Annotated in this window: 25 protein-coding genes; 13 read left to right on the forward strand and 12 right to left on the reverse strand. The window is 75.1% G+C overall.

Annotated elements, in window-relative coordinates; all coding sequences use genetic code 11:
• Positions 1 to 149 precede the first annotated feature (149 nt).
• From AC0IVP_RS19795 to cobA, 4 genes are read left to right on the forward strand one after another with little or no spacing between them, the layout of a single operon-like run.
• Complete coding sequence (locus tag AC0IVP_RS19795) at positions 150 to 488, forward strand: cobalamin biosynthesis protein (protein WP_471758817.1); 339 nt, start codon at positions 150 to 152, stop codon at positions 486 to 488.
• Positions 485 to 1,588 (forward strand): Rv2231c family pyridoxal phosphate-dependent protein CobC, encoded by a 1,104-nt coding sequence (gene cobC, locus AC0IVP_RS19800; RefSeq protein ID WP_471758819.1) that lies wholly within the window; start codon positions 485 to 487, stop codon positions 1,586 to 1,588. Before AC0IVP_RS19795 ends, cobC begins: the two co-directional genes overlap by 4 nt.
• Positions 1,585 to 2,637: a nicotinate-nucleotide--dimethylbenzimidazole phosphoribosyltransferase gene (gene cobT, locus AC0IVP_RS19805; RefSeq protein ID WP_056293873.1), complete on the forward strand. Its 1,053-nt coding sequence runs from the start codon at positions 1,585 to 1,587 to the stop codon at positions 2,635 to 2,637. The genes cobC and cobT overlap by 4 nt, the downstream gene beginning before the upstream one ends.
• Position 2,638: 1 nt before the next feature.
• Entirely contained in the window at positions 2,639 to 3,910 is a 1,272-nt protein-coding gene (gene cobA, locus AC0IVP_RS19810; protein ID WP_056293875.1) for a uroporphyrinogen-III C-methyltransferase, read from the forward strand.
• Here cobA and AC0IVP_RS19815 read toward each other — a convergent pair.
• The 3 genes from AC0IVP_RS19815 to AC0IVP_RS19825 form a co-directional block, all read right to left on the reverse strand.
• Entirely contained in the window at positions 3,904 to 6,252 is a 2,349-nt protein-coding gene (locus AC0IVP_RS19815; RefSeq protein ID WP_471758821.1) for a hypothetical protein, read from the reverse strand. The genes cobA and AC0IVP_RS19815 overlap by 7 nt on opposite strands.
• Positions 6,253 to 6,452: 200 nt before the next feature.
• On the reverse strand, positions 6,453 to 7,073 hold the full coding sequence (locus AC0IVP_RS19820; RefSeq protein ID WP_471758823.1) for a class F sortase: 621 nt from the start codon (positions 7,071 to 7,073) through the stop codon (positions 6,453 to 6,455).
• On the reverse strand, positions 7,057 to 7,935 hold the full coding sequence (locus tag AC0IVP_RS19825) for a hypothetical protein (protein WP_471758825.1): 879 nt from the start codon (positions 7,933 to 7,935) through the stop codon (positions 7,057 to 7,059). The genes AC0IVP_RS19820 and AC0IVP_RS19825 overlap by 17 nt, the downstream gene beginning before the upstream one ends.
• A gap of 205 nt (positions 7,936 to 8,140) precedes the next feature.
• Here AC0IVP_RS19825 and AC0IVP_RS19830 point away from each other — a divergent pair, with 205 nt between their 5' ends.
• Positions 8,141 to 8,707: a hypothetical protein gene (locus AC0IVP_RS19830; RefSeq protein WP_471758827.1), complete on the forward strand. Its 567-nt coding sequence runs from the start codon at positions 8,141 to 8,143 to the stop codon at positions 8,705 to 8,707.
• On the opposite strand, the gene AC0IVP_RS19835 is transcribed toward AC0IVP_RS19830, so the two are convergent.
• Positions 8,694 to 9,407, reverse strand: coding sequence for a (2Fe-2S)-binding protein (locus AC0IVP_RS19835; RefSeq protein ID WP_056293891.1), 714 nt, complete (start codon positions 9,405 to 9,407; stop codon positions 8,694 to 8,696). The genes AC0IVP_RS19830 and AC0IVP_RS19835 overlap by 14 nt on opposite strands.
• Before the next feature lie 143 nt (positions 9,408 to 9,550).
• Between AC0IVP_RS19835 and acs the strand changes: the two genes are divergently transcribed.
• The 3 genes from acs (at position 9,551) to AC0IVP_RS19850 (ending at position 13,116) form a co-directional block, all read left to right on the forward strand.
• Entirely contained in the window at positions 9,551 to 11,521 is a 1,971-nt protein-coding gene (gene acs / locus AC0IVP_RS19840) for an acetate--CoA ligase (RefSeq protein ID WP_471758829.1), read from the forward strand.
• Between the two features lie 211 nt (positions 11,522 to 11,732).
• On the forward strand, positions 11,733 to 12,173 hold the full coding sequence (locus AC0IVP_RS19845) for a phage holin family protein (RefSeq protein ID WP_235564722.1): 441 nt from the start codon (positions 11,733 to 11,735) through the stop codon (positions 12,171 to 12,173).
• 13 nt (positions 12,174 to 12,186) lie between these two features.
• Entirely contained in the window at positions 12,187 to 13,116 is a 930-nt protein-coding gene (locus AC0IVP_RS19850) for an alpha/beta fold hydrolase (RefSeq protein WP_235564724.1), read from the forward strand.
• 15 nt (positions 13,117 to 13,131) lie between these two features.
• Here the strand turns inward: AC0IVP_RS19850 and AC0IVP_RS19855 are convergent, their stop codons facing one another.
• The 5 genes from AC0IVP_RS19855 to nth are packed head-to-tail and all read right to left on the reverse strand — an operon-like array spanning position 13,132 to position 16,975.
• The gene (locus AC0IVP_RS19855) at positions 13,132 to 14,313 is read right to left on the reverse strand and encodes a MarP family serine protease (protein WP_056293901.1); all 1,182 of its coding nucleotides are present in this window, start codon (positions 14,311 to 14,313) and stop codon (positions 13,132 to 13,134) included.
• A gap of 1 nt (position 14,314) precedes the next feature.
• Positions 14,315 to 14,812: a plastocyanin/azurin family copper-binding protein gene (locus AC0IVP_RS19860; RefSeq protein ID WP_056293905.1), complete on the reverse strand. Its 498-nt coding sequence runs from the start codon at positions 14,810 to 14,812 to the stop codon at positions 14,315 to 14,317.
• On the reverse strand, positions 14,809 to 15,567 hold the full coding sequence (locus tag AC0IVP_RS19865; RefSeq protein WP_056293908.1) for an NUDIX hydrolase: 759 nt from the start codon (positions 15,565 to 15,567) through the stop codon (positions 14,809 to 14,811). The genes AC0IVP_RS19860 and AC0IVP_RS19865 overlap by 4 nt, the downstream gene beginning before the upstream one ends.
• Positions 15,568 to 15,578: 11 nt before the next feature.
• Positions 15,579 to 16,175, reverse strand: a complete 597-nt coding sequence (locus tag AC0IVP_RS19870) for a TlpA family protein disulfide reductase (protein ID WP_056293911.1) — start codon at positions 16,173 to 16,175, stop codon at positions 15,579 to 15,581.
• Positions 16,172 to 16,975: an endonuclease III gene (gene nth, locus AC0IVP_RS19875; RefSeq protein ID WP_471758831.1), complete on the reverse strand. Its 804-nt coding sequence runs from the start codon at positions 16,973 to 16,975 to the stop codon at positions 16,172 to 16,174. Before nth ends, AC0IVP_RS19870 begins: the two co-directional genes overlap by 4 nt.
• A 149-nt stretch (positions 16,976 to 17,124) precedes the next feature.
• Here nth and AC0IVP_RS19880 point away from each other — a divergent pair, with 149 nt between their 5' ends.
• On the forward strand, positions 17,125 to 17,394 hold the full coding sequence (locus tag AC0IVP_RS19880; protein WP_056294884.1) for a hypothetical protein: 270 nt from the start codon (positions 17,125 to 17,127) through the stop codon (positions 17,392 to 17,394).
• Between the two features lie 124 nt (positions 17,395 to 17,518).
• Positions 17,519 to 18,193, forward strand: coding sequence for a Crp/Fnr family transcriptional regulator (locus AC0IVP_RS19885; protein ID WP_056293915.1), 675 nt, complete (start codon positions 17,519 to 17,521; stop codon positions 18,191 to 18,193).
• A gap of 49 nt (positions 18,194 to 18,242) precedes the next feature.
• On the opposite strand, the gene AC0IVP_RS19890 is transcribed toward AC0IVP_RS19885, so the two are convergent.
• Genes AC0IVP_RS19890 through AC0IVP_RS19900 form a run of 3 tightly spaced genes read right to left on the reverse strand, consistent with a single transcriptional unit; the run spans position 18,243 to position 19,703 of the window.
• Positions 18,243 to 19,052: an NUDIX hydrolase gene (locus tag AC0IVP_RS19890; RefSeq protein WP_471758833.1), complete on the reverse strand. Its 810-nt coding sequence runs from the start codon at positions 19,050 to 19,052 to the stop codon at positions 18,243 to 18,245.
• On the reverse strand, positions 19,049 to 19,519 hold the full coding sequence (locus AC0IVP_RS19895; protein WP_471758835.1) for a RidA family protein: 471 nt from the start codon (positions 19,517 to 19,519) through the stop codon (positions 19,049 to 19,051). Before AC0IVP_RS19895 ends, AC0IVP_RS19890 begins: the two co-directional genes overlap by 4 nt.
• A gap of 10 nt (positions 19,520 to 19,529) precedes the next feature.
• Positions 19,530 to 19,703 carry a DUF4177 domain-containing protein gene (locus AC0IVP_RS19900; protein WP_200938828.1) on the reverse strand — a complete coding sequence of 58 codons (174 nt, stop codon included), beginning with the start codon at positions 19,701 to 19,703 and terminating at the stop codon, positions 19,530 to 19,532.
• 104 nt (positions 19,704 to 19,807) lie between these two features.
• Between AC0IVP_RS19900 and bagA the strand changes: the two genes are divergently transcribed.
• The 3 genes from bagA to AC0IVP_RS19915 all read left to right on the forward strand — a co-directional run.
• On the forward strand, positions 19,808 to 20,800 hold the full coding sequence (bagA, locus tag AC0IVP_RS19905) for an ATPase BagA (RefSeq protein ID WP_471758837.1): 993 nt from the start codon (positions 19,808 to 19,810) through the stop codon (positions 20,798 to 20,800).
• Positions 20,797 to 22,005: an ATPase BagB gene (bagB, locus tag AC0IVP_RS19910; RefSeq protein ID WP_471758839.1), complete on the forward strand. Its 1,209-nt coding sequence runs from the start codon at positions 20,797 to 20,799 to the stop codon at positions 22,003 to 22,005. Before bagA ends, bagB begins: the two co-directional genes overlap by 4 nt.
• Before the next feature lie 119 nt (positions 22,006 to 22,124).
• The coding region (locus tag AC0IVP_RS19915) for a transglycosylase domain-containing protein (protein WP_471758841.1) at positions 22,125 to 24,284 on the forward strand (2,160 nt) is incomplete at its 3' end.

The following is a 24,284-nucleotide window of genomic DNA, read 5'->3' on the forward strand; positions in this document are numbered from 1 at the left end:
ACCTCCGCCGACGCCCTGCTCGCCGCCCTGCCCGCCCCGGCGGAGGCGTCGGCGGAGGTGGGGGCGGGGGCAAAGGAAGCCATACACCCCCCGTCGGCCGCGACACGGGGTGTAGAGCTTCCTTTGCCGGGGCCCTCAGGCGGCGGACGGTGAGGGTCGTGGGGCTGGGCGCCCGCAGCGGCGTCAGCGCCGCCGAGGTGATGGCCGCGGTCGACGCCGTCGGCGGGCCGGTGGACGCGCTCGCCACCCTCGACCGGCGGGTCACCGAGCCCGGGCTGGTCGAGGCCGCGCAGACCCGCGGCTGGCCGCTGACCGGCCACCCCGCCGCCGAGCTGGACGCCGTCCCCACCCCGCACCGCTCCGCGCGGGTGGCCGCCGCGGTCGGCACCGGCAGCGTCGCCGAGGCGGCCGCGCTGGCCGGCGGCGGAGAGCTCGTCGTCCCGCGCACGGTGCACGGCCGGGTCACCGTGGCGGTCGCGGTCCGGTGACCGACCCGACCCACCGCGACCCGACCCACCGCGACGGGACCCACCGCGGCCCCAGCCAGCGCGACCCCGGCCACCGCGACCCCGGCCACCACGACCTCACCCACCACGGGGACGTCGAGGCCACCCCCGGGCTGGTCGACCTCGCGGTCAACGTGCGGGCCGGCGCCCCACCGGCCTGGCTGCGGCAGGTGCTGCACGCCGCTGTCGAGGACAGCGCCGCCTACCCCCGTCAGGACGCCGCCCGGGCCGCGGTCGCCGCTGCGCACGGCCGGTCCGGGGACGAGGTGCTGCTGACCGCGGGCGCCGCCGAGACGTTCACCCTGCTGGCCCGGGCGCTCACGCCCACGCACGCGGTGGTCGTGCACCCCTCGTTCACCGAGCCCGAAGCGGCGCTGCGCGCGGCCGGCCACGAGGTGCACCGGCACCTGCTGACCCCGCCGTCCTACGCGCTCACCCCGCCGCCGGAGGACGCCGACCTGGTCGTGCTGGGCAACCCGACCAACCCCACCTCGGTGCTGCACGCCGCCAGCGACGTCGCCGCACTGTGCCGCCCCGGCCGGGTGACCGTCGTCGACGAGGCGTTCGCCGACACCGACCCCGGCGAGCCGCAGTCGCTGGCCGGCCGGCGGGACCTGCCCGGGCTGCTCGTCGTCCGCAGCCTGACCAAGACCTGGGGGCTGGCGGGCCTGCGGGTCGGCTACGCACTCGGGCCGCCGGACCTGGTCGCCGCGCTGGCCGCGCAGCAGCCGCAGTGGCCGGTCTCGACCCCCGCGCTGGCCGCACTGGTCGCCTGCACCGGCGACGCCGCCCGGGCCGAGGCCGATGCCGTCGCCGTGGAGCTGGCGGAGCACCGGCGGGCCCTGCTGTCGGCGCTGCCGGACGGCGTCACCGTCGTCGGCGAGCCGCGGTCGTCCTTCGTGCTGCTCGGCGTCCCGGACGCCGGACGGGTCCGGCTGGCCCTGCGCGAGCGGGGCTGGGCGGTCCGCCGCGGCGACACCTTCCCCGGCCTGTCCCCCGACCACCTGCGGGTCGCCGTGCGCGACCCCGCCACCTCGGTGGCGTTCGCCGCCGAGCTGGCTGCGATCCTGGAGCGATCATGAGCCTGCTGGACACCACCCTCGCCGCGATCACTCCCCGGGACGCCGTCGCGGAGCAGGCCGCCCGCGAGCGCCTGGACCGGATGACCAAGCCGCCGGGCTCCCTCGGCGTCCTCGAGGACGTCGCCGCCCAGCTGGCCGGCACCGCCGGGGTCTGCCCGGCCCCGCTGCCCACCCCCGCCGCGGTCGCGGTGTTCGCCGGCGACCACGGCGTGCACGCCCAGGGCGTCACGCACTGGCCGCAGGAGGTGACCGCCCAGATGGTGGCGAACTTCCTGGCCGGCGGCGCCGTGGTCAACGCCTTCGCCGCACAGCTCGGCGCCGACGTCGTCGTCGTGGACGTCGGTGTCGCCACCCCGCTGGACGCGGCACCGGGTCTGCTGGACCGCAACGTGCGCCGGGGCACCGCCGACCTCGCCGAGGGCCCGGCCATGACCCGCGACGAGGCCCGCCGCGCGATCGAGGTCGGCATCGCCGTCGCCACCGAGCTGGCCGCCGACCACGGCTGCCTGGTCACCGGCGACATGGGGATCACCAACACCACGGCGTCGGCCGCACTGGTCTGCGCCTTCACCGGTGCCACCCCCGCGCAGGCCACCGGCCGCGGCACCGGCGTCGACGACGCCACCCTGGACCGCAAGGTCGACGTCGTCGCCCGGGCCGTCGCCCGGCTCGACGGGGAGACCGACCCGCTCACCGTGCTGGCCGAGGTCGGCGGCCTGGAGCACGCCGCGCTCGCCGGTTTCGTGCTGGGCGCGGCCGCCGCGCGGGTGCCGGTCGTCCTGGACGGCGTCATCGCCGGCTCGGCGGCCCTGGTCGCCGGCGCCCTGTCGCCCACCGCCCTGCAGCACGCCCTCGCCGGGCACACCTCCGCCGAGCCCGGGCACGCCCTGGCGCTCGCGCACCTGGGTCTGCGACCCCTGCTGGGCCTGGACCTGCGGCTGGGCGAGGGCACCGGCGCCCTGCTGGCGCTGCCGCTGGTGGCCAGCGCCGCCCGGGCCCTGCGCGACGTGGCCACGTTCGACTCCGCCGGCGTCACCGAGAAGGCCTGACGTGCCCGCCACCCCCGTCGACCCCCGCTCGGGCGTCGTCTACCCGGTCGGTCTCCGGCTGGCCGACCGCCGCGTCGTCGTCGTCGGCGGCGGGCAGGTCGCCCACCGTCGCGTCGCCGGCCTGCTCGAGGCGCACGCCCGGGTCACCGTCGTCGCCCCCGAGGTCACCCCCGCCCTGGAGGCGCTGGTCGCCCCGGGCTCGCTGACCTGGCTGCCCCGCGGCTACCAGGCCGGGGACCTGGCCGGCGCCTGGTACGCCGTGGCCGCCACCGACAGCCCCGACGTCAACGCGGCCGTCGCCGCCGAGGCCGAGGACATGCGGGTGTTCTGCGCCCGCGCCGACGACCGCTCGCAGTCCAGCGTGTGGACCCCCGCCGTCGGCCGGCAGGGCGACCTCGTCGTGGGCGTGCACGGCGGCGGCGACCCGCAGCGCGCCGTCGGCGTCCGGGACGCCGTCCTGGCCGGGCTGACCGACGGCACCATCGCCGACACCGTGTCCCGCCCGGCCGACGGCCGCGGCAGCGTGGTGCTGGTCGGCGGCGGCCCCGGTGACCCCGGCCTGGTCACCGTCCGTGGCCGACAGGCCGTGGCGACGGCGGACGTCGTCCTCGCCGACCACCTGGCCCCGCAGTCGCTGCTGTCCTCCCTGCCCGCGCACGTCGAGGTCATCGACGCCTCCAAGCTGCCGCGAGGCCGCTCCATGGCCCAGGAGCAGATCAACGCGCTGCTGGTCGAGCACGCCCTGGCCGGCAAGCGCGTCGTCCGGCTCAAGGGCGGCGACCCGTTCGTCTTCGGCCGCGGCTGGGAGGAGCTGGAGGCCTGCCGGACCGCCGGCGTCCCGGTCGAGGTCGTGCCAGGGGTGACCAGCGCGATCGGCGTCCCCGGGCTGGCCGGCGTGCCCGTCACCCACCGCGGGATGACCCACGAGTTCGTCGTCGTCTCCGGGCACGTGCCGCCCGACCACCCCGCCTCGCTGGTCGACTGGCCCTCGCTGGGGCGGCTGCGCGGCACCCTCGTCGTCCTGATGGGCGTGGACACCGCGCCGGCCATCGCGGCCAGCCTGGTCGAGCACGGCCGGCCCGCGGACACCCCGGTCGCCGTCGTCGTCGACGGCGCCTCCCCCACCCAGCGGGTGCTGCGCACGACGCTGGCCGGCTTGGGCGCCACCATCGCCGCCGAGGCCGTGCGCCCGCCCGCCGTGTGGGTCGTCGGGGACGTGGTGGCGCTGGGCGCCGGGGACCGGACGACGCCGGTCCCCGGCGCCGCTCAGTAGCCGGAGAACTCCAGCTCGACGTCGTCACCGGTGACCGTGACGACCGCGTCCAGGGAGAAGCCGAACGTGTCCTCGTAGGGCCGGGGGCTCTGGTCGGAGGAGAAGCTGTACGCCGGCTGGAGGCCGGTCAGCACCCCCTCGCCGTCGTAGTCCGACACGATCGAGAGCTCCTGCCCGTAGGGGTCCCAGACCAGCTCCCAGGCCGGGACCTGGTCCACCCGGACCGTGAGGTCCGTCAGGTCGTCGGGCACGTAGCTGTACCGGTCCAGGAACGGGCACCCGGTCAACGGCACCTCCGTCCGGGCCGCGCAGTCGGCCAGCACCGCGTCGACGGCCTGGGAGACCCGGTCGGTGACCTCGTCCCGCACCCGCGGTTCGACGGACACGTCCGCGAACCCGAACCCGCCGGCGGTCGTCACCGTCACGTCGTCCGCGGTGAGGACGTCGTCCTCCACCGGGGAGAAGACGTAGCTCCCCGGGAGCGCCCGGTGCTCCCCGGCTGCGACGTCGACCCCACCCACCTGCAGGGCCAGACCCGACGAGTCGTCGACGAAGACCGAGCTCGTGGACGCCTCGACCGTCCAGCCGCCGAGCAGGCCCTCCTCCCGGACCAGGTACAGCGTCTCGGTGCTGGGCTCGCCGTCCACCGTGTAGGACACCTCTGCCGATCCCGCGGAGCCGTACTCGGTGACCCCCAGCAGCTGCAGGTCCTCCGGTGGGCTGTACGCGCCGCTGTCCAGGACGTCGGGGGACAGCAGGACGTCGGTGTCCTCCGGTCCCTCCCCGCTGCCCGCCAGCACCTGGGCGACGTCGCCCCGGGCGAGCGCGTCGAGGTGGTCCTCGACCGCGGCTTCGGGGGTCAGCACGGTCGCGCGGACGACGGCGAGCGTCCCGACCCCGACCACGGCGAGCACCCCGAGGACCCCGACACCGACGACGGCTCCCCGCACCGCGCCCGACCGTCGGCCGGCCGGCGCGGGGCCCTCGCCCCGCACCGCCGCCGCCCACTGCGGGTGCAGGTGGCCGCCGGCCACCAGTCGGACCAGCCAGGACGGGCTGGACAGCACGAGCGAGGGCCCGGTCCGGACGGCGGCCACGGCCAGAGCCGCCCACGCCGCGCCCAGCAGCGGGGACCACAGCAGCGACGGGCCGACCGAGGCCGATCCCCCGCCGACCGCCTGCCCGGCGAACACCGCCGCACCCTGACCGCCCCCGGAGGCCCACACGCGGACCAGCAGGGCCACCGCCAGACCACCGACCACCCCGACCCCGGCGGCCACGGCCACGCTGCGCGACGTCAGCGGGAGCTGACGACCGCGCACGGTCCGCCGCACCGCGGTGGCCAGCACCACGAGGACGGGGACCAGCAGGACCAGCAGCAGCACGGGCTCGTCGGTCAGCCCGACCGAGTCCGCCCGGGACCCGGCGAGGTCGCCACCGCCGAAGGCGCCGACCCCGGCGGCCGACAAGGACACCGGGACACCCAGCAGGGCCAGGGCCCCGACGACGAGCACGTTGACCAGGTAGACCAGCAGCGCGCCGACCAGGCCCACGAGGGTGTCGTCGTCGGGCAGGTCACCGGCGACGGCCTGCTGCAGCAGACCGACCACCCCGAGCACCCCCGTCGCCAGCAGCAGCCCGGTGACCGCCGTCCGCAGCACCCGACTGACGACCAGGACCTCACCGAGCGGACCCGGGAGGGGGCTCCACGGTCGGACGACGCTCCAGCGGGCGGCGGCGACCGTCACGGCGACCAGCACGGCCGGCACCAGCAGCGCCCCGACGAGACCGAGTCCCACAGTCACACCGCCACCGGCGTCGAACTCCTGACCGAGGTCGGCGCCGAAGGCCGAGCTGGTCCGGGTCACCAGGGCGAGGAGGAACACCGAGACCCCGGCGACGGCTCCCGCGAGGCCGGCCCGCAGCAGCAGCTGCCCCGGTCCCGTGGACCGGGACTGCGCCTCGCTGCGGCGGGCGAGCCCGACGAGGACCGCCAGCACGACGACGGTCACCACGAGCGGGGCCGCCCGGACGCCGGCGTCGAACCCGGCGGTCGCCAGGGAGGAGTCGAAGGAGCCCTGGGCGACCACCCGTGCCCCCAGACCGAGGCCCAGCAGCAGGACCGCCACGCGGAGCCAGTCGGCCAGCGACCCCTCGTCGCCGAAGCCGCCGCTGATCCCGACCGCCGTCGCCAGGGCGGCGAGCCCGACGAGCACGGGGAGCACGGCGAGTGCCACCACCCGGGCCGCTTGGAGCAGGTCGGTCAGGACCGGGCCGGCCGGGGTCACCTGTGAGCCGGCGACGGCCCAGTCCTCCGTGCCCGCACCGGGTGTCCCCGGCACCGGCTCCCACGCACGCCCTCGGGCACCGTCACCCTGACCGCCCTGCCCGGTCTCGTCCTGCCCCCGACCGTCCTGCTCCTGCATGCCCACTCCCGTACCCACCGACGACGCGTCCCGGATCCGGGACTGCTCGTTCTACATCGGCAGTGACAGCGGCCCCCGGGAGTCTCGCTCGCTCCCCGGGTCGTGCCGGCGGGCCGTCAGACGACCGCGGCGAACACCACGACGTTCTCCTCGCTGGCACCGGCGGACTCGTCGTACTCCCCGCCGCACGTCACCAGGGCGACGTCGGCGCCGTCGGGGTGGCCGTTGAGCGCGTCGGACAGGTCCGAGGTGGACTTGTCCAGGCCGGTCAGCGGCGCCTGGAGGACCTGCAGCTGGAGCTGGGTGCCGTCCGCGGCGGTGAGGACGACGGCGTCCCCGGGCTGCAGCTCGCCGAGGTCGTCGAAGACCCCGGCCTCCTCGCCGGGCACGTCGTGGCCGAGCAGGACAGCCATCTGGCCCGAGCCGGGCTGCGGCCCGTCGGACCACCAGGACGTCGTCTGCATGCTCTCCGGGACGCCGTACCCGCTCACCGGGTCGCCGGTGAACGGGTTCTCGTACTGCACGGTGCCGCGCTGCTCGACCGGCGCCTCGACCCCGATCGCCGGCACGCTCAGCGCGGCCGGGACCAGCGGGGTGGCAGCGACGTCGGCCGCTGCCACCGGGCCGGGCTCGGGGTCGGTGCCGTAGCCGTACCAGAGGCCGCCGACCAGCAGGGTGCCCAGGACCGCCAGGACGGTCAGGCCCGAGGCGGCCCCGCCCTCAGCCGAGCTCGCCACGACGACGCAGCCCGTACGCGGTGGCACCGGCGGCCGCGGTCAGCGCACCCAGACCGGCCAGGACGAGCGGGGCGCTGCTGCCGGTGGGCTCGCCACCGGTCGGTGCGTACCCGAGGTAGGCGACCGGCGCCGCGCTCGCCGGCGCGGGTGCCGCGGCTGCGACGGGGGCCGGGGCCACCGGGGCGGCCGGCTGGGGTGCCGGGGTGCTGGGCGAGGGCGCCGCGGGAGCGACGGCGGGGAGCAGGCCGGCCAGGCAGTCGACGAACTCGAACACGACCTCGACCAGGTGGGTCACCCCGCCGATGACCATCTCGAACTGGGCGGTCACGTCCTCCTGACCGCCGGCCAGCAGCTCCTGCACGCGCTCGGGCCCCAGGATGTCGATCAGGTCGTCCAGGGAGAGCGGGATCGTCCCGGCCGCGGTGCTGGGCGAGGTCTGGGTGAGGGACACCGGCGTCTGGCCGCCGAGCAGGTCGGTGAGGACGCCGCCCAGACCGGCCAGGCTCCCCACGACGTCGCCGATGGACACCGTGACGCCCTCGACGAGCCCGCCCACGCACTCCGCACCCGCCGAGAGCGGCTCGGGCAGGCTCCCTGAACCCGGCAGGGTGGGCAGACCGGTCGTGCCGTCGAAGGCGCCGGTGACGTCGCCCCCGGTGTCGGTGTCGGTGTCGGCACCGGTGTCGGTCTGGTCGAGTGCCGAGCCCAGTGGACCCGGGAGCTGGTCGGTGAGGCCACCGACCGCGTCGGTCAGCTGCTCGGCGGAGGCGACGGCCGGCGTGCCCAGCACGACGACGGCGGACAGCAGGCCACCGGCGAGCAGCCGCCGGCCGGTGCGGCGGGACGGGTGGGGCTGGGGCACGGCGGCGACCTCCGTTGGTCGGACGAGCGGGGTGCGGGCGGTGTGCGCGGGGGCACACCGAGCACCGGGGTGACCGGACAACGACAGCCGTGTCGAGAGGTCACGGGTACTTGTCGACGTCGTGACGGATCGGTCCCGGGCCCGTCCGACCGGTAGCCTCGGGGAGGAGCGGCCCGCGTCTGGGGCCGGCTGGTGGAGGTGCCCCGTGGAGCCCGTGCTCGCCCTGGTCCTGCTGATGCTGCTGGTCGCCGCGGGCGTCGTCACCGGGGGCGTCGTGCTCACCCGGAAGACGGTGCGCGCGATCAGGGCCAGCCCCACCGCCCGCCGGGTCGGGGAGCTGGGCGGCTACGCCGGCACCGCGGTGGCCGTCGTCCGCGCCCCGGCCCGGGCCGACCGGACCACCGGCGTGCTCGCCGCCCGGGTCACCGCGGCCTCGGTGCAGCTGCGCCGGGAGGTCGCCGCCGCCACCCGCGCGGGCGCGCACCTGGGCGACGTCCCCACCGTGCTGCCCCGGCTGACCGACGAGGCGTTCGCGCTGTCCCGCGAACTGCGCCGGCTGACCACCAGCACCGCCGACCACGCCGCCGAGGTGTGCGCCGCCGCCCGGGCCCACCTGGCCGCGGTCGCCGACGTGACCGCCGCCGTCCGGGCCAGCAGCACGCTGCCCGCCGCCTCGGGCGGTGTCGCCGACGACGCCACCCGGGCCGCCGCGGACCTCAAGGCCTACGCGACCGCCTACCGGGACCTGGTCCGACCGGTCAGCCCCAGCTGAGCATCCGCTCGGCGGTGTCCTCCAGCAGGACCTGACGCTCGGCAGGGTCGCGCCGCGGGCACGACGTGCACAGCACCTCGTGCGGCACCCGCCAGATCTGGCAGCACGACGCCCGACGGGTGAACAGCTGCCCGCCCGCCTCCACGAAGCGCGGCGCGGGCAGCCCGGCCTCCCGGGCCAGCGGTGCGGCCAGCGCCGTCACCGCGGGGGCGTCCCCCCGGGCCCGGCCCAGTGCCAGCAGCTTGTTGGCCAGCGCGTCGGTGGCGATCGCCCGCAGCGGCGCCTCGCGGACGCCACCGGCCTCCGCGACGGTGGCCACGACCGCGGCCAGCGAGCCCCGCAGCTCGGTGACGACGTCCCCGGTGGACGCCGTCGCCGTCGCCGCCCACGGCAGGTCCCCGACCACGTGCAGCGTGGTGTCCTCCAACCGGGCCGACAACGCCCGCCCGGCGACCAGGCCGGCCAGCGCCGGACCCAGCAGCACGAGGGACGCCGAGTACCACCACAGCGTGGCCAGCACCCTGCGGTCCTCGGTCCGGCCGGTGAGCGCCTGCAGCTCGAGGTGCTCGGTGGTCCAGGCGACGTCGGCCAGCGCCGTCGCGGGCAGCGGCCGGGACCCCGGCGGCACCAGGAGGCCCAGGGTCGCCGCCCCCGGGAAGCGGGCGGCCACCCGGGTCTGCGCGTCGTCCGGCGGGGTCACCGGGCCAGTCTCCCCGCCGGCCGGCGGGCCCGGCACCCGGTCCGTGAGACGCAGGTCGCAGCGGAGTGGTCGGGCGCCCTAGGGTCGACCACGAGGCAGCGTCGCCGGTCCCCCGCGCGACGCCGGACAACCAGGAGGCGCCCGTGAGCGAGACCGAGACCCAGGGTCTGTCCAGCGAGATCCCCGCCAGCGGTGTGTTCGACCCGCCGGCCGACCTGGCCGGGCACGCGAACGTGACCCAGGCCGACTACGACCGCGCCGCCGAGGACCGGCTCGGCTTCTGGGCCGACGCCGCCCAGCGGCTGGAGTGGTCGAAGCCCTGGGGCGAGGTGCTCGACTGGACCGACCCGCCGTTCGCGAAGTGGTTCGTCGGCGGGGAGCTCAACGTGGCCGCCAACTGCGTGGACCGGCACGTCATCGCCGGCAACGGGGACAAGGTCGCTTACCACTGGGTCGGCGAGCCCGGTGACACCCGCACCATCACCTACGCCCAGCTCAAGGACGAGGTCTGCAAGGCCGCCAACGCGCTCACCGCGCTGGGCGTGCAGGCCGGGGACCGGGTCGCGGTCTACCTGCCGATGATCCCCGAGGCCGTGATCACGATGCTGGCCTGCGCCCGCATCGGCGCCGTCCACATGGTCGTCTTCGGCGGCTTCTCCCCCGACGCGCTGGCCTCCCGCGTCGAGGACGCCGGCGCCAAGGTCGTCGTCACCGCTGACGGCGGCTTCCGCCGCGGCGCGGCCTCGGCGCTCAAGCCCGCCGTCGACGAGGCGCTCACCAAGGTGGCCGGCGTCGAGCACGTCCTCGTCGTCCGCCGCACCGAGTCCGACGTCGACTGGACCGAGGGCCGCGACCAGTGGTGGCACGACCTCGTGGACAGCCAGTCCACCGAGCACGAGGCGCAGCCCTTCGACGCCGAGCACCCGCTCTACATCATGTACACCTCGGGGACGACGGCGAAGCCCAAGGGCATCCTGCACACCTCCGGCGGCTACCTGACCCAGGTCTCCTGGACGCACTGGGCCACCTTCGACCTGGAGGCCGACACCGACGTCTTCTGGTGCGCCGCCGACGTGGCCTGGGTGACCGGCCACTCCTACATCGTCTACGGCCCGCTCTCCAACGGGGCGACCTCGGTCATGTACGAGGGCACCCCGGAGACCCCGCACCGCGGCCGCTGGTGGGAGATCGTCCAGGAGTACGGCGTCTCGATCCTCTACGCCGCCCCGACCGTCGTCCGCACGTTCATGAAGTGGGGCGCCGAGGAGCTCGAGCCCTTCGACCTGTCCACCCTGCGGGTGCTCGGCTCGGTCGGTGAGCCGATCAACCCCGAGGCGTGGCTCTGGTACCGCAAGAACGTCGGCGGGGGGACGGCGACCGTCGTCGACACCTGGTGGCAGACCGAGACCGGCGCGCACATGATCGCCCCGATGCCCGGCGTCGTGGCCACCAAGCCCGGCTCCGCGCAGCGGGCCATCCCCGGCATCTCGGCCGCGGTGGTCGACGAGGAGGGCAAGCCGATCGAGGCCGGCGCCACCGGCTACCTGGTGCTCACCGAGCCGTGGCCGGCGATGCTGCGCACCATCTGGGGCTCCGACGAGCGCTACGTGGAGACCTACTGGTCCCGCTACGGCAAGGACGTCTACTTCGCCGGGGACGGCGCCAAGCTCGACGAGGACGGCGACATCTGGCTGCTGGGCCGGGTGGACGACGTGATGAACGTGTCCGGTCACCGCATCTCCACCACGGAGGTCGAGTCCGCGCTGGTCAGCCACCCGACGGTCGCCGAGGCCGCGGTCGTCGGCGCGACCGACCCGACCACCGGCCAGGGGATCGTCGCGTTCGTGATCCTGCGCGGGGACGCCACCGACTCCGGCGAGGACCTGGTGAAGACCCTGCGCCAGCACGTGCGCAAGGAGATCGGCCCGATCGCCTCGCCGCGCCAGATCATGGTCGTCGCCGAGCTGCCCAAGACCCGCTCGGGCAAGATCATGCGCCGCCTGCTGCGCGACGTCGCCGAGAACCGGGAGCTGGGTGACGTCTCGACGCTCACCGACTCCTCGGTGATGGACCTGATCGGCGCGAAGATGCCCAGCGCCTCCTCCGAGGACTGAGCAGCGGAGTGTGAGGGGCGAGGGTTCCTCGCCCCTCACACTCCACCCGGGTGATCACGGTGCGCGACACGCGCCGCGATGAGGCACGATCAGTTCCAGACCGGGGCCGAACCCACGGCAGCACCCGCAGCACTCGAGGAGGACCCCCGTGGCCCACAGCGCGCCCACCACCCGCCTGTCCGGACAGCCGGCAGGCCCTCAGGAGCCCTCGGTGGGCTCCCTGGTGCAGAGCGCCATGGCCGACGTGTCCACGCTCATCCGCAGCGAGGTGGAGCTGGCCAAGGCCGAGGTCGGTGCCTCGGTGAAGAAGGTCGGCATCGGCGGTGGCCTCATCGCCGCCGGCGGCGTCATGCTGGCGTTCGCGTCGATCTTCCTCTTCATCGGGATCGCCGAGCTGATCACCTGGCTGGGCCTGGCCCGCTGGATCTCCTACTTCATCGTCTTCGGCGGACTGGTGCTCTTCGCCGGTCTCGCGATCTTCCTGGGCATCACGATGACCAAGAAGTTCCGCAAGCCCGAGCGCACGATGGAGACGCTGAAGGACCTGCCCGACGTGATGCGCCGCGAGGCCCCCGGCCAGCGCCAGCGCGACCTGCCCGTCGTCCGCGACGGCCAGGTGGTCCGGCAGGACCCGCACACCCGCCTCGGCTGAGCCCGGCACACCCGTGACGCTGGTCCCGGCAGACGGTCCCCCCGACGCCACCAGCGTGCTGCTGCCGGGTCCCTGGCAGCACCGCGACATCTCCGCCAACGGCGTGCGCCTGCACGCCGCCGAGGCCGGCGAGGGCCCGCTGGTCCTGCTGCTGCACGGCTACCCGCAGTTCTGGTGGGCCTGGCGGCACCAGCTCGTCGCCCTCGCCGAGGCCGGCTTCCGCGCCGTGGCGGTCGACCTGCGCGGCTACGGCGGCAGCGACAAGCCCCCGCGCGGCTACGACCTGCCCACGCTGTCCGCCGACGTCGCGGCCGTCGTCCGGGCGCTGGGTGAGCCCGACGCCGTCGTCGTGGGGCACGACTGGGGTGGCCTGCTGGGCTGGACCATGGCCGCCCTGCACCCGCGCACCGTCCGTGGGCTGGTCGTCGTCTCCTCCGCGCACCCCCGCGAGCTGCGCTCGGCGATGACGTCGGGCGCCCAGCGCCGGGCCTCGGCCTACGCACTGCGCTACCAGCTGCCCCGACTGCCCGAGCGCCGCCTCACCCGGGACGACGACGACCCGGTCGCCGAGCTGCTGCGCCGCTGGGCCGGGCCCGGCTGGGTGCACACCACCGACTTCGCCGAGGCCGTCGCCCGGTACCGCTGCGCCGCGCGCATCCCGCAGGCCGCCTACGGCGCCATGGAGTTCCACCGGTGGGCCTTCCGTTCCCAGCTGCGCCCGGACGGCCTGCGGTACGCCCGCCGGATGGCGGCCCCCGTCACCGCGCCGACCCTGCAGCTGCACGGCGCGCTGGACGCCTGCGTGCTGCCCTCCACCGCCCACGGCTCGGGCCGTTACGTCGCGGGGCCCTACGAGTGGCGCGAGCTGCCCGGTGTCGGCCACTTCCCGCACGAGGAGGTCCCCGACCTCGTCAGCGAGGCCATCGCCGCCTGGGCCCGGTGAGCCGGGCGCGGCGGGCTACTCGCAGGGGCCGGTGCCGACCTCGTCGGTGGAGGTCGCACCCTCGGTGGCCGCCCGGGCGACCTGCTCGCCGGTGAGCGCGTACCCGGTGTCCGGGTCGTCGATCGCGCTGGCGAAGACGACGCCGAGCACCGTGCCGTCGGTGGCCAGCAGCGGCCCGCCGGAGTTGCCGGCGCGGACCTGGCCGTAGAGGGCGTAGACGTCGCGCACGACGGTCTGCTCGGCGCGGAAGTCCGGGCCGCTGATGTCCCCGCGGTCCCGCACCCGGGCCGGGCCGACGTAGAGGCCACCGCCGCCCGGGTAGCCCATCACGATCGCGTCGGCCCCGGAGTCCACCGGCTGCGGGGTGAACGTCAGCGGCACCTGCGGCAGCCCGGGCACCGCCAGGACGGCGACGTCGGTCTCCTCGTCGACGTAGACCGCAGTCGCCTCGTAGCTCTCGCCCTCCGCGGTGACGACGGGGCGGTCCACCCCGGCCAGCACGTGCGCGTTGGTCATCACCCGCTCGTCGGCGTAGACGAAGCCCGAGCCGTCGATCTGCCGGGAGCACGCCGCGGCCACGCCCCGGATCTGCACCACCGAGCCGCGCACCTGGGTCACCACCGGGCTGTCGAGCAGGCCCTGGTCCGGCGCCGGCACGTCGCGGACCTGGGTGGGGGTCAGCGGGTCCAGCACGTCGGGGAGCCCGCGCCGGTCGATCGCCTCGCGCAGCGAGTCGTACAGCGAGCGGACGCCGTCGGGCACCCCGCGGTCGACGGCCTGGACCAGGGTCGACTGCCGGACCTGGCTGGCCACCGTCGGGAACGCCGAACTGGCGAGCGGGGTGGCGACCATCCAGGCCACCAGCAGCACCGCGACGGCCGACACCACGGCCCCGGCGACGGAGTCCACCACCTCGGCCGGCTCCCAGGTCACCCGCTTGCGCACCGCCCGGCCCACGTACCCGGCCACCAGCTGCCCCAGCAGGGCCCCGGCCAGGACGACGACGAGGGCCACGAAGACCCGGGCCAGGCTGGACCCGGCGAGCTGGTCGGCGACCGGCCCGGACAGCTGCGCCCCGGCGACCGCACCGCCGAAGAACCCCACGAAGGAGGCCACGGACACGATCAGGCCCTGCCGGAAGCCCGAGAGGGCGAACAGCAGCGCCAGGGCGATCAGCGCCAGGTCGACGAGGGACACGTCAGCCGGTGGGGCTCGTCGTGGCCGCACCCGCGCTCGGGTCGGCCGCGGGACCGCTGACGACCATGGTCCCGACCTGGCCCAGTGCGGTGTGGAACGTGCACTCGAAGGGGTAGTCGCCGGTCGCGGTGACGGTGAACTCGATGGTCTCGCTCTGGCCGGGTGCCAGCAGCGGGATCTCCTCGGTGATCTCTGCCGGGCCCGCGCCGGCGGTGAAGGCGAAGTTGTGGGTCAGCTGGGTGGCCACGTTGGTGACGGTCAGCCGCACCTGGCCCGGCGCCACGGTGAACGTGTCCGGGGTGAAGACGTAGTCGTCACCGGTCTCCAGGGTGATCTCCTGGACCCCGTCGTCGGCCACGGTGACCTCGCCGACCCCGGCGTCGGGGGTGCGGGTCGCGTCCGGGGTGGCCGGCGTCTCGTTGGTGCAGCCGGCCAGCAGACCCAGGGCGAGCAGCAGCGCGGTGAGCAGGACACGGGTGCGGCGCGGGGAAGCGTTCATCGCCGTCGGACCGTACGCGGCCCGGCTGAGGACGCCGGACCCTCGGCGACCGTCGGCGCGGCGCGGTCCTCGGGCTGCTCGTCCACGCGCACGGTCCCGCGGACCCGCTCCTGCTCCTGGGCCAGCGGCCTGACGTCGCGCTCGTCCCACGGCCGGGACAGCCCGCACGCGGTGAGGACGGCGTCCAGGACGCCGGCGGTGAAGCCCCACACCACCATCCCGGCGACCGCGAACGCCGGGCCCACGTAGCCCGAGGGGTGCCGCACCCGGAACCGGTTCGCCGGGTCGGTCAGGTCCGCCAGCGGCACCCGGGCCACCTGCGCGACCTCGAAGGGGTCGCCCGTGGTGACCGCCCGCGGGTCGTCCCACCAGCCCACGACCGGGACCACGAGGTTGTCGCTGGGCCCCAGGAAGAGCTCGGGCAGGGTGGCCAGCACCCGCACCGCCGAGGGGTCCACGCCGGCCTCCTCGTGGGTCTCCCGCAGCGCCGTCCCGACCGGGTAGTCGTCGCCGGGGTCCACGCCGCCGCCGGGGAAGGCCGGCTGACCGGCGTGCGTGCGCAGCCGGTCGGACTTCTCGATGAGCAGCACGTCCTGCCCGTCCGGTCCCTCGCCGAAGAGCACCAGCACCGCGGAGCGGCGGGCGGTGTCGGTGGCGTCGGCCCGCCGGTGCCGCAGCGGCAGCTCGTCCGCGGAGGCGACCAGCCGGCGGACGTGCTCGGGGACGCCGGTGAGATCGGGGGGCGGGAGGGTCACGGGCAGATCCGTCACAGGGTGACGCCGAGGTGCTCGCTGACCAGCTGCTCGAACTCGGCGAGGTCGGCGACCTGCCCGGCCTCCGTGTGCGCCAGCGTGCCGTCGGCGGCGAGGAAGAAGGTGTACGGGGCACCGTTGCGCCCCAGCTCGGCCATCAGGTCACCCTGCTGGTCGAAGGCGTTGGGGAAGGTGACACCGGCGTCGGCGGCGAAGGAGTCCGCCGCGGTCAGCGTGTCCTGGCTGACCAGGCCGAGCACCTGCAGCTGGTCCCCGCCGGCGTCCGCGAGCTGCTGCACGACGGGCAGCTCGTCCCGGCACGGCGGGCACCACGACCCCCACACGTTGACCACGGTCGGCACGCCGGGTGCCAGCGACAGGTCCAGGGTCCCGCCGCCGATGCAGTCGAAGCTCATCGGCGGCAGCGCGTCGGCAGCCTCGACGGGCTCACCGGACTGCTCCGGACAGGACTGCAGCGCGGTGTCCAGCCCCTGGACGTCGTCCACGGCCGGCTCGGCGACCCTGCCCCCGCCGTCGTCCGAGGAGCCGGCGCCCGTGCACCCGCTCAGCAGCACCAGGGCGGCCCCGGCCACCGCCAGCGCGCGCCTCACAGCGTGTCCGAGGCGGCCGGGGTCTTCACGAGCCTGCCCGCGACCTCGGGGTCCATCGGGCCGGTGCCGTAGGAGGGGCACCAGCGGGCCAGCCCGCAGGCCCCGCAGGCCGGCTTCTTGGCGTGGCAGACCCGCCGCCCGTGGAAGATCACCCGGTGGGAGAAGTCGGTCCACTCCTTCTTCGGCACCAGCCCCGCGACCTCGGCCTCGACCTTCACCGGGTCCTCCAGCTCGGTCCAGCCGAACCGGCGGACCAGCCGGCCGAAGTGGGTGTCCACGGTCAGCCCGGGCACCCCGAAGGCGTTGCCCAGCACGACGTTGGCCGTCTTGCGCCCGACCCCCGGCAGCGTGACCAGGTCCTCCAGGCGACCGGGCACCTCGCCCTCGAACTGCTCGACCAGCGCCCGCCCCAGGCCCAGCACCGAGTTGGCCTTGGCCCGGAAGAACCCGGTGGGCTTCAGGATCGTCTCCAGCTCCTCCCGGTCGGCGCCGGCGTAGTCGGCGGCGGTCCGGTACCGGGCGAAGAGCGTGGGCGTGACGGTGTTGACCGTCCGGTCCGTCGTCTGGGCCGACAGCACGGTGGCCACCAGCAGCTCCAGCGGCGTGGTGAAGTCCAGCTCGCAGTGTGCGTCGGGGTGGATCAGCGCCAGCTCCCGGGACATCCGCCGGGCCCGCCGGGTGCGGCCCAGGGCGGTCTCCGCCGGGTCGAACGGGGAGACGCCCAGGCGGGCGGCCCGGGCGGCCCGCCTCGGGGGCACCGGGACGGCGTACGGCGGGGCTGGCTCGACCGGGGCGGACACGCGGTCGAGGGTAGGCCGAGGTGCCGACAGCGGCGGACCTGTCATGCTCGACCCGGCAGGCACACCCGCCCCACGGGCGTGCGGCCGGACCCACGACGTCTCTCCCCCGGTGCTCCCCAGCCCGGAGACGACTCGCACAGGAGGTGCTGGTGGTCGCCCTCATCGTCATCCTGTTCCCCCCGCTGGTGATCGCGTTCCTGCTGGTCATGGAGCGTGTGGAGGAACCCCTGCGGCGGCCCACGTCGCAGCGCCAGGTCGAGGAGTTCCTGGCCACGGCCACGCCCGGCGACGTCGACGAACTGGCCCACTCCGGCATCCGCCGGGCGATGGACCGGTGGCGTCGTCGGCGCACCCGGACCAGCGCCGGACGCACCGTCCCGGCCCCCGACGCGGTCACCTCCGGGCGGCACGCGGACTGACCTCCACCACCCGGAGTGGGCACGGTCGTGACGCACCGCATGGTGAGTGCGCCCACAGGCCCTAGACTCACTCCCGGACGCGGGTGATCACTGCACCTGCGACGACGTGGTGAGAGGTGCGCTGGTGGACGAGGTCCTTGCCCAGTCCGGTCTGTTCCAGGGGCTGTCGGAAGAGGCTTCCGAGCCGACGGCGAGCGGTCTGGAGACCGTCTCCCTGCCCCGCGGCCGGGTGGTCTTCAACGAGGGCGAGCCCGGCGACAGCCTGTACGTGGTGCTGTCGGGGAAGATCAAGCTGTCCCGCCGGTCCCCCGACGGCCGCGAGAACGTGCTCGCCGTGATGGGGCCCTCCGACCAGTTCGGCGAGCTGTCGGTCTTCGACCCGGGCCCGCGCACGGCGACGGCGACCGCGGTCACCGACGTCCGGCTGGCCAAGATGCCGCAGGCGATGCTCCGGCCGTGGATCGAGGCGCACCCCGAGGTGGGTGAGCGTCTGCTCCAGGTGCTGGCCCGCCGGCTGCGCCGCACCAACGACTCGGTCGCCGACCTGATCTTCACCGACGTCCCCGGCCGCGTGGCCAAGGCGCTGCTGCAGATGGCCGACCGCTTCGGCAGCCGGGAGTCCGACGGCCTGCGGGTCAAGCACGACCTGACCCAGGAGGAGCTGGCCCAGCTCGTCGGCGCCTCCCGCGAGACGGTGAACAAGGCGCTGGCCGACTTCGTGCACCGCGGCTGGATCCAGCTGCAGGGCAAGTCCGTCGTCGTGCTCGACGAGGACCGGCTGCGTCGACGCGCCCGCTGACGCACCGCCGAAGGGCCCCCTCCGCACCGCGGAGGGGGCCCTTCGGCGTTCACCGAGGGAGCGGGACGACCATCCGGATGCGGGTGCCGTCGGGCAGCAGCGCCCAGCGCTGGCCCTCCGCGTCGTCCTCGAAGGTGGGGCTGATCGGCTCGAGCGGGTCCGGCGGGCTGCCCGCCAGCGCGGCCGCCACGTCGGCGAAGGGCTCCAGCTGACCCAGGGTGTGGATCGTCGGCGGCAGCATCGGCCGGGTGCCCGCGGCCATCTCCGCCAGCGCGGCCGCCGGGGTCAGCCAGACGGCCTCGTCCGCCTCGCCGGAGACGTCGCGCGCCTCCTGGCCCGGCGGCATGAGGGCGGCGAAGAACTTGGTGTCGTAGCGCCGCGGCTCGACCGGCGGGGTCACCCAGTGCGCGAAGGGCCGCAGCAGGTCCGAGCGCAGGGCGAGCCCGCGACCGGCCAGCAGCTGCGCCAGGGACAGCTCCCGGGTCAGCAGCGCCCGGCGCTGGGCCTCCCAGTCCTCACCGGACACGTCGGGGACGACGTCGCCCGACGAGGGCCCGGCCAGCAGCACGCCGGCCTCCTCGAAGGTCTCCCGGACCGCGGCGCACACCAGCTCGCGCGCCATCCGCTCCTCGCACCCCCAGGTGCGGGCCCAGTCGGCCGGGGAGGGGCCCACCCAGTCCAGGTCGGTGTCGCCGTCGCGGGGGTCGACCCCGCCGCCGGGGTAGGCGGTCATGCCCCCGGCGAAGGGCATCCCCGCCGTCCGGCGGAGCAGGTAGACCTCGAGCCCGGTGGTGCCGGTCCGCAGGTCGCCGTCCCGGAGCAGGAGCACCGTGGCCGCCTGGCGGACCGGCGCGGTCACCGCAGCTCGACGGTGAGCTCGACCTCGACCGGGGCGCCCATCGGCAGCTCGGCCACGCCGACGGCACTGCGGGCGTGGTGGCCCGCCTCGCCGAAGACCCGGCCCAGCAGCTCGCTGGCACCGTTGACCACCCGCGCCTGGCCGGTGAAGCCCTCCGCGCTGGCCACGTAGCCGACCACCCGGACGACACGCGCCACGGAGTCCAGGCCGACCAGGTCGTCGACGGCGGCCAGCGCGTTCAGCGCGCAGACCTTGGCGTCGTGGGCGGCGTCCTCGGCGTCGACCGAGCCGCCGACCTTGCCGGTCCGGCGGAGCCCGCCGTCGACGAAGGGCAGCTGGCCACTGGTCATCACCAGCTGACCGGTGCGCACGGCCGGCACGTAGGAGGCCACCGGGGCGGCCACGGGGGGCAGCCGGATGCCGAGCTCGGCCAGTCGCGCGGTCCAGCTGGGGGTGCTCTCGGTCACGGCGCGGGCCTCAGGCGGACGGGCGCTTGAGGTAGGCGACCAGCTGGTCGCCGCCACCGGGCCCGGGGAGCACGGTGACCAGCTCCCAGCCGTCGACCCCCCACGAGTCCAGGATCGCCTTGGTGTTGTGGGTCAGCAGCGGGATGGTCGCGTACTCCCACGTCCGGCGGGTGTTCTCGCTCATGACGGCGACGCTAGCGCAGCGACGGCGGCCCGCACCCCCACGGGGCGCTCCCCCGCCGGGCGTGGGCAGGCGCTCACCCCGTGCACGCTCGTACGCTCGCAGACGTGAGTCCCGAGCCGTTCCCCGTGCGCTGCCACGTCGTGACCGGCAAGGGCGGTACCGGCAAGACCACGGTCGCCGCCGCCCTGGCCCTGGCGCTGGCCGCCGGAGGTCACCGCACCCTGCTGGTGGAGACCGAGGGCCGGCAGGGCATCGCCCAGCTCTTCGACACCCCGCCGCTGCCCTACGAGGAGCGCCGGGTCGCCGTCGCGCGCGGCGGGGGTGAGGTCAAGGCGCTGGCCATCGACCTCGAGGAGGCGCTGCTGGAGTACCTCGAGCTCTTCTACTCGATGAAGCGCGCCGGCCGGGCGCTGCGCAAGATGGGCGCCGTCGACTTCGCCACCACCATCGCCCCGGGCCTGCGGGACGTGCTGCTGACCGGCAAGGTCAAGGAGGCCGTCACCCGCAAGGTCGACGGGCAGCGGGTCTACGACGCCGTCGTCGTCGACGCCCCGCCGACCGGGCGGATCACCCGGTTCCTCAACGTCACCGACGAGGTCGCGGGCCTGGCCCGCTCCGGGCCGATCAAGACCCAGAGCGACGGCGTGATGGCCGTCCTGCGCTCCCCGCAGACCGCGGTGCACCTGGTGACCCTGCTGGAGGACATGCCCGTGCAGGAGACCGCCGACGCGATCGACGAGCTCACCGCCACCGGGCTGCCCGTCGGCTCGGTCCTGGTGAACATGGCGACCGAGCCGCTGCTGCCCCCGGCCAGCCTGGCGCGGGCCGCCGAGGGTGCGATCACCGCGGCCGAGCTGGCCCCCGCCCTGGCCGCCGGCGGGTTGCCCGCCTACCCGGCGATCGCCGAGGGGCTGGTCGCCGAGGCCGTCGAGCACGCCCGCCGCTGGCAGTCCCAGGACGCGCTGCGCAGCCGGGTCGCGGAGCTGGGCCGGCCCACCGTCGAACTGCCCATGCTCATCGGCCCGATCGACCTGGGCTCGCTGTACGAACTGGCCGGCCGACTGGAGGCCCACCTGGGCCTGGGGGCCGCCGCGTGAGCAGCCCCCGCACCGCGCCGGCCATGGACCTGGCCGCGGTCGTGGCCGACCGAGACACCCGGATCGTCGTCTGCTGCGGCGCCGGTGGGGTCGGCAAGACCACCACCTCGGCCGCCCTCGCCCTGGCCGCCGCCGAGGCCGGACGACGGGTCGTCGTGCTGACCATCGACCCGGCCCGCCGGCTGGCCCAGAGCCTGGGCCTGGAGGAGCTGGACAACGAGCCGCGCCAGGTCGTCGTCCCCGAGCTCGACGGGTCCAACGGCGGCGAGCTGCACGCGATGATGCTGGACATGAAGCGGACCTTCGACGACATCGTCTCCGCTCACTCCACCCCCGAACGCGCGGCGACGATCTTCGAGAACCCCTTCTACCAGGCGCTCTCCTCCTCCTTCGCCGGCACGCAGGAGTACATGGCGATGGAGAAGCTGGGCCAGCTGCGGGCCAGCGACGCCTGGGACCTGATCATCGTGGACACCCCGCCGTCCCGGTCGGCGCTGGACTTCCTGGACGCACCGAACCGGATGAGCCGCTTCCTCGACGGCACCATGATCCGGCTGCTCACCGCCCCCGCCCGGGCCGGTGGGCGGGCCGGGCTCCGCATCGTCGGCGCCGGCTTCAGCTTCTTCAGCCGGATCATCTCCAAGATCCTCGGCGGCCAGCTGCTCAACGACATCAGCTCCTTCGTCTCCGCCCTGGACACCATGTTCGGCGGGTTCCGGGAGCGCGCCACGGCCACCTACGAGCTGCTCCGCCAGCCCGGCACGTCGTTCCTGGTGGTCGCCGTCCCCGAGCCCGACGCCCTGCGCGAGGCCTCCTACTTCGTGGACCGGCTGTCCACCGAGGGCATGCCGCTGGCCGGTCTGGTCCTCAACCGCACCCACCCACCGGCCACGACCGCCCTGTCGGCCACCCGGGCCGAGGCGGCGGCCGAGGCCGTCGCCGAGGCCGGGGGCGAGGGCGCCGAGCTCGCTGCGGGGGCGCTGCGGGTGCACGCGGAGCGGATGGCGCTGGCCACCCGGGAGCAACGGCTGGCCGACCGGTTCACCAGCGCCCACCCCGAGGTCGCCGTCCGGACGGTGCCCGCCGCTGCCGGGGACGTGCACGACCTGGCCGACCTGCGGGTGATGGCCGGCGAGCTCACCGCGGCCGACGACGACACCGGCACCGGGACCCCGCGCACGAGGGTGCTGCCCGTCCGGCGCTGAGAGCCACCGGGCGCCCGCTGTGACCGGTCGGGCTGGTGGGACCGGTGCCACGGCGTGTCGCGCGCGTCCCTCCGCCGGAGCCACCGGCGGAGGCCTCCTGACAGGTACCTTGGCCTGCGATGTCTGACACCGCTGCTTCCAAGGTCGGCGCCCTCGCCAAGCTCACCGCGACCGTCGTCGTCGCCGGGGCGCTGGTCGCCGGGATGATGTTGCCGTTCGTCGGTGGGAGCGGGCTCGTGGCCCGCAACTCCGCCTCGCTGCTGGACGCCCTGCCGGTCGAGCTGACCGACCAGACGCCCAACGGCAACACCACGGTGCTGGCCGCCGACGGGCAGGTGCTGACCCAGTTCTACGAGAACAACCGCACCCCGGTGACCGCCGACCAGATCTCCCCGGTCATGAAGCAGGCGATCGTCGACATCGAGGACAGCCGCTTCTACGAGCACAACGGCCTCGACGTGCAGGGCACCCTGCGCGCGCTCGCGGCCAACGTCGCCGCCGGCGGCGTCGCCGAGGGTGGGTCCACGCTGACCCAGCAGCTGGTGAAGCAGACCCTGCTACAGACCGCGGACACCCCCGAGGAGGCCGCGGCCGCCGACGAGCAGACCGTCGGCCGCAAGCTGCGCGAGGCCCGGCTGGCCCTCGCCCTGGAGGAGACCTACTCCAAGGACGAGATCCTCACCCGGTACCTGAACATCGCCTACTTCGGCTCCGGGGCCTACGGCATCCAGGCCGCCGCCCAGCGGTACTTCTCGGTGAACGCGATGGACCTGGACCTGGCCCAGGCCTCGGTGCTGGCCGGTCTGGTGCAGAGCCCCACCAACGACGACCCGATCGCCAACCCCGAGGCCGGGCAGGCCCGCCGGGACACCGTGCTGAACCGCATGCACGACCTGGGGCACATCACCGACCAGGAGCTGGCCGACACCACCGCCGCCCCGATCGCCGTCGTCCCGGGCCAGAACCCGCCCAACGGCTGCATCGACTCCTCGATCGGCGGGTTCTTCTGCGCCTACCTGGAGAGCTACCTGATCAACCGCCTGGGGATGACCCAGGAGCAGATCGACAACGGCGGCTACGTCATCCAGACGACGCTGCGCCCGGACATGCAGGCCGCCGGTGACCAGGCGGTGCTCAACACCCTGGCCATGGGCGCGGACCTGGCCGGCATCTACACCGCCGTCCAGCCCGGCACCGGGCACGTGCTCGCGATGAGCACCAACCGCACGTACTGCCCCGACGCCACCGTCGACGCCTCCTGCGAGTCCGTCGTGCTCAACACCGCGGCCAGCCAGGGCTCCGGCTCGACGTACAAGGTCTTCACCGCCGCGGCCGCCCTCGAGGAGGGCTACTCGCAGTACTACACGCTGACCACGGGCAACACGTACACCTCGCGGGTGTTCAAGAACGGCGGCCGGCCCTACACGGTCAGCAACGCCGGCAACTACCCCGCGACCCTGGACATGGTCCGGGCGCTCTACATGTCCTCCAACACCTACTTCCTGGGCCTGGAGGACGCGCTGGGGTCCATCGAGGCCCCGGTGCGGATCTCCGAGCGCATGGGGATGAACTACACCCAGAACAACCAGACCCCGGCGGACAGGATCATCGCCGAGGAGCGCGGGTCCTTCACCCTGGGCGCCGAGGCCACCAGCCCGCTGGACCTCACCACGGCCTACGCGACGCTGGCTGCCAGCGGCACCCAGTGCGACCCGACGCCGGTCACCTCGATCGTCGACCGGGACGGCGCGCCCGCCACGCTGCCCGACGGCACCCCGATCAACACCGGGGACACCTGCACCGCCGAGGCGATCCCCTCGGGCGTGGCCAACACGCTCAACCAGATCCTGCGCAAGGACGTCGAGCCCGGGAACTCCGGCCAGACCGGTGCCCGCGCCTACGTGCCCGGCCACCAGATCGCCGGCAAGACCGGGACGTCGCAGAGCAACTTCTCCGCGACCTTCGTGGGCTACACCCCCGAGTACACCGCCAGCGTCATGGTGCTGAACCCCAAGCAGAACCAGAACGTCGGCGGCTTCGGTGGCAACAAGCCCGCGACCATCTGGAACGACGCCATGACGCCGATCCTGGAGGCCGGTCCCACCGCGGAGTTCCCGCCGGCCGACGACACCGTCGCCAACGGCAACACCCGCGAGGTCCCCGGCTGCTCCTCGGCCAGTGAGTGCCAGTCGGCGATCACCGCGGCCGGGCTGCGGTACGCCGGGCAGGTGAACGCCGACTCCAACGAGCCCGCCGGCACCTTCATCGGCACCAACCCG

Source organism: Klenkia sp. AC732, from assembly GCF_979256525.1.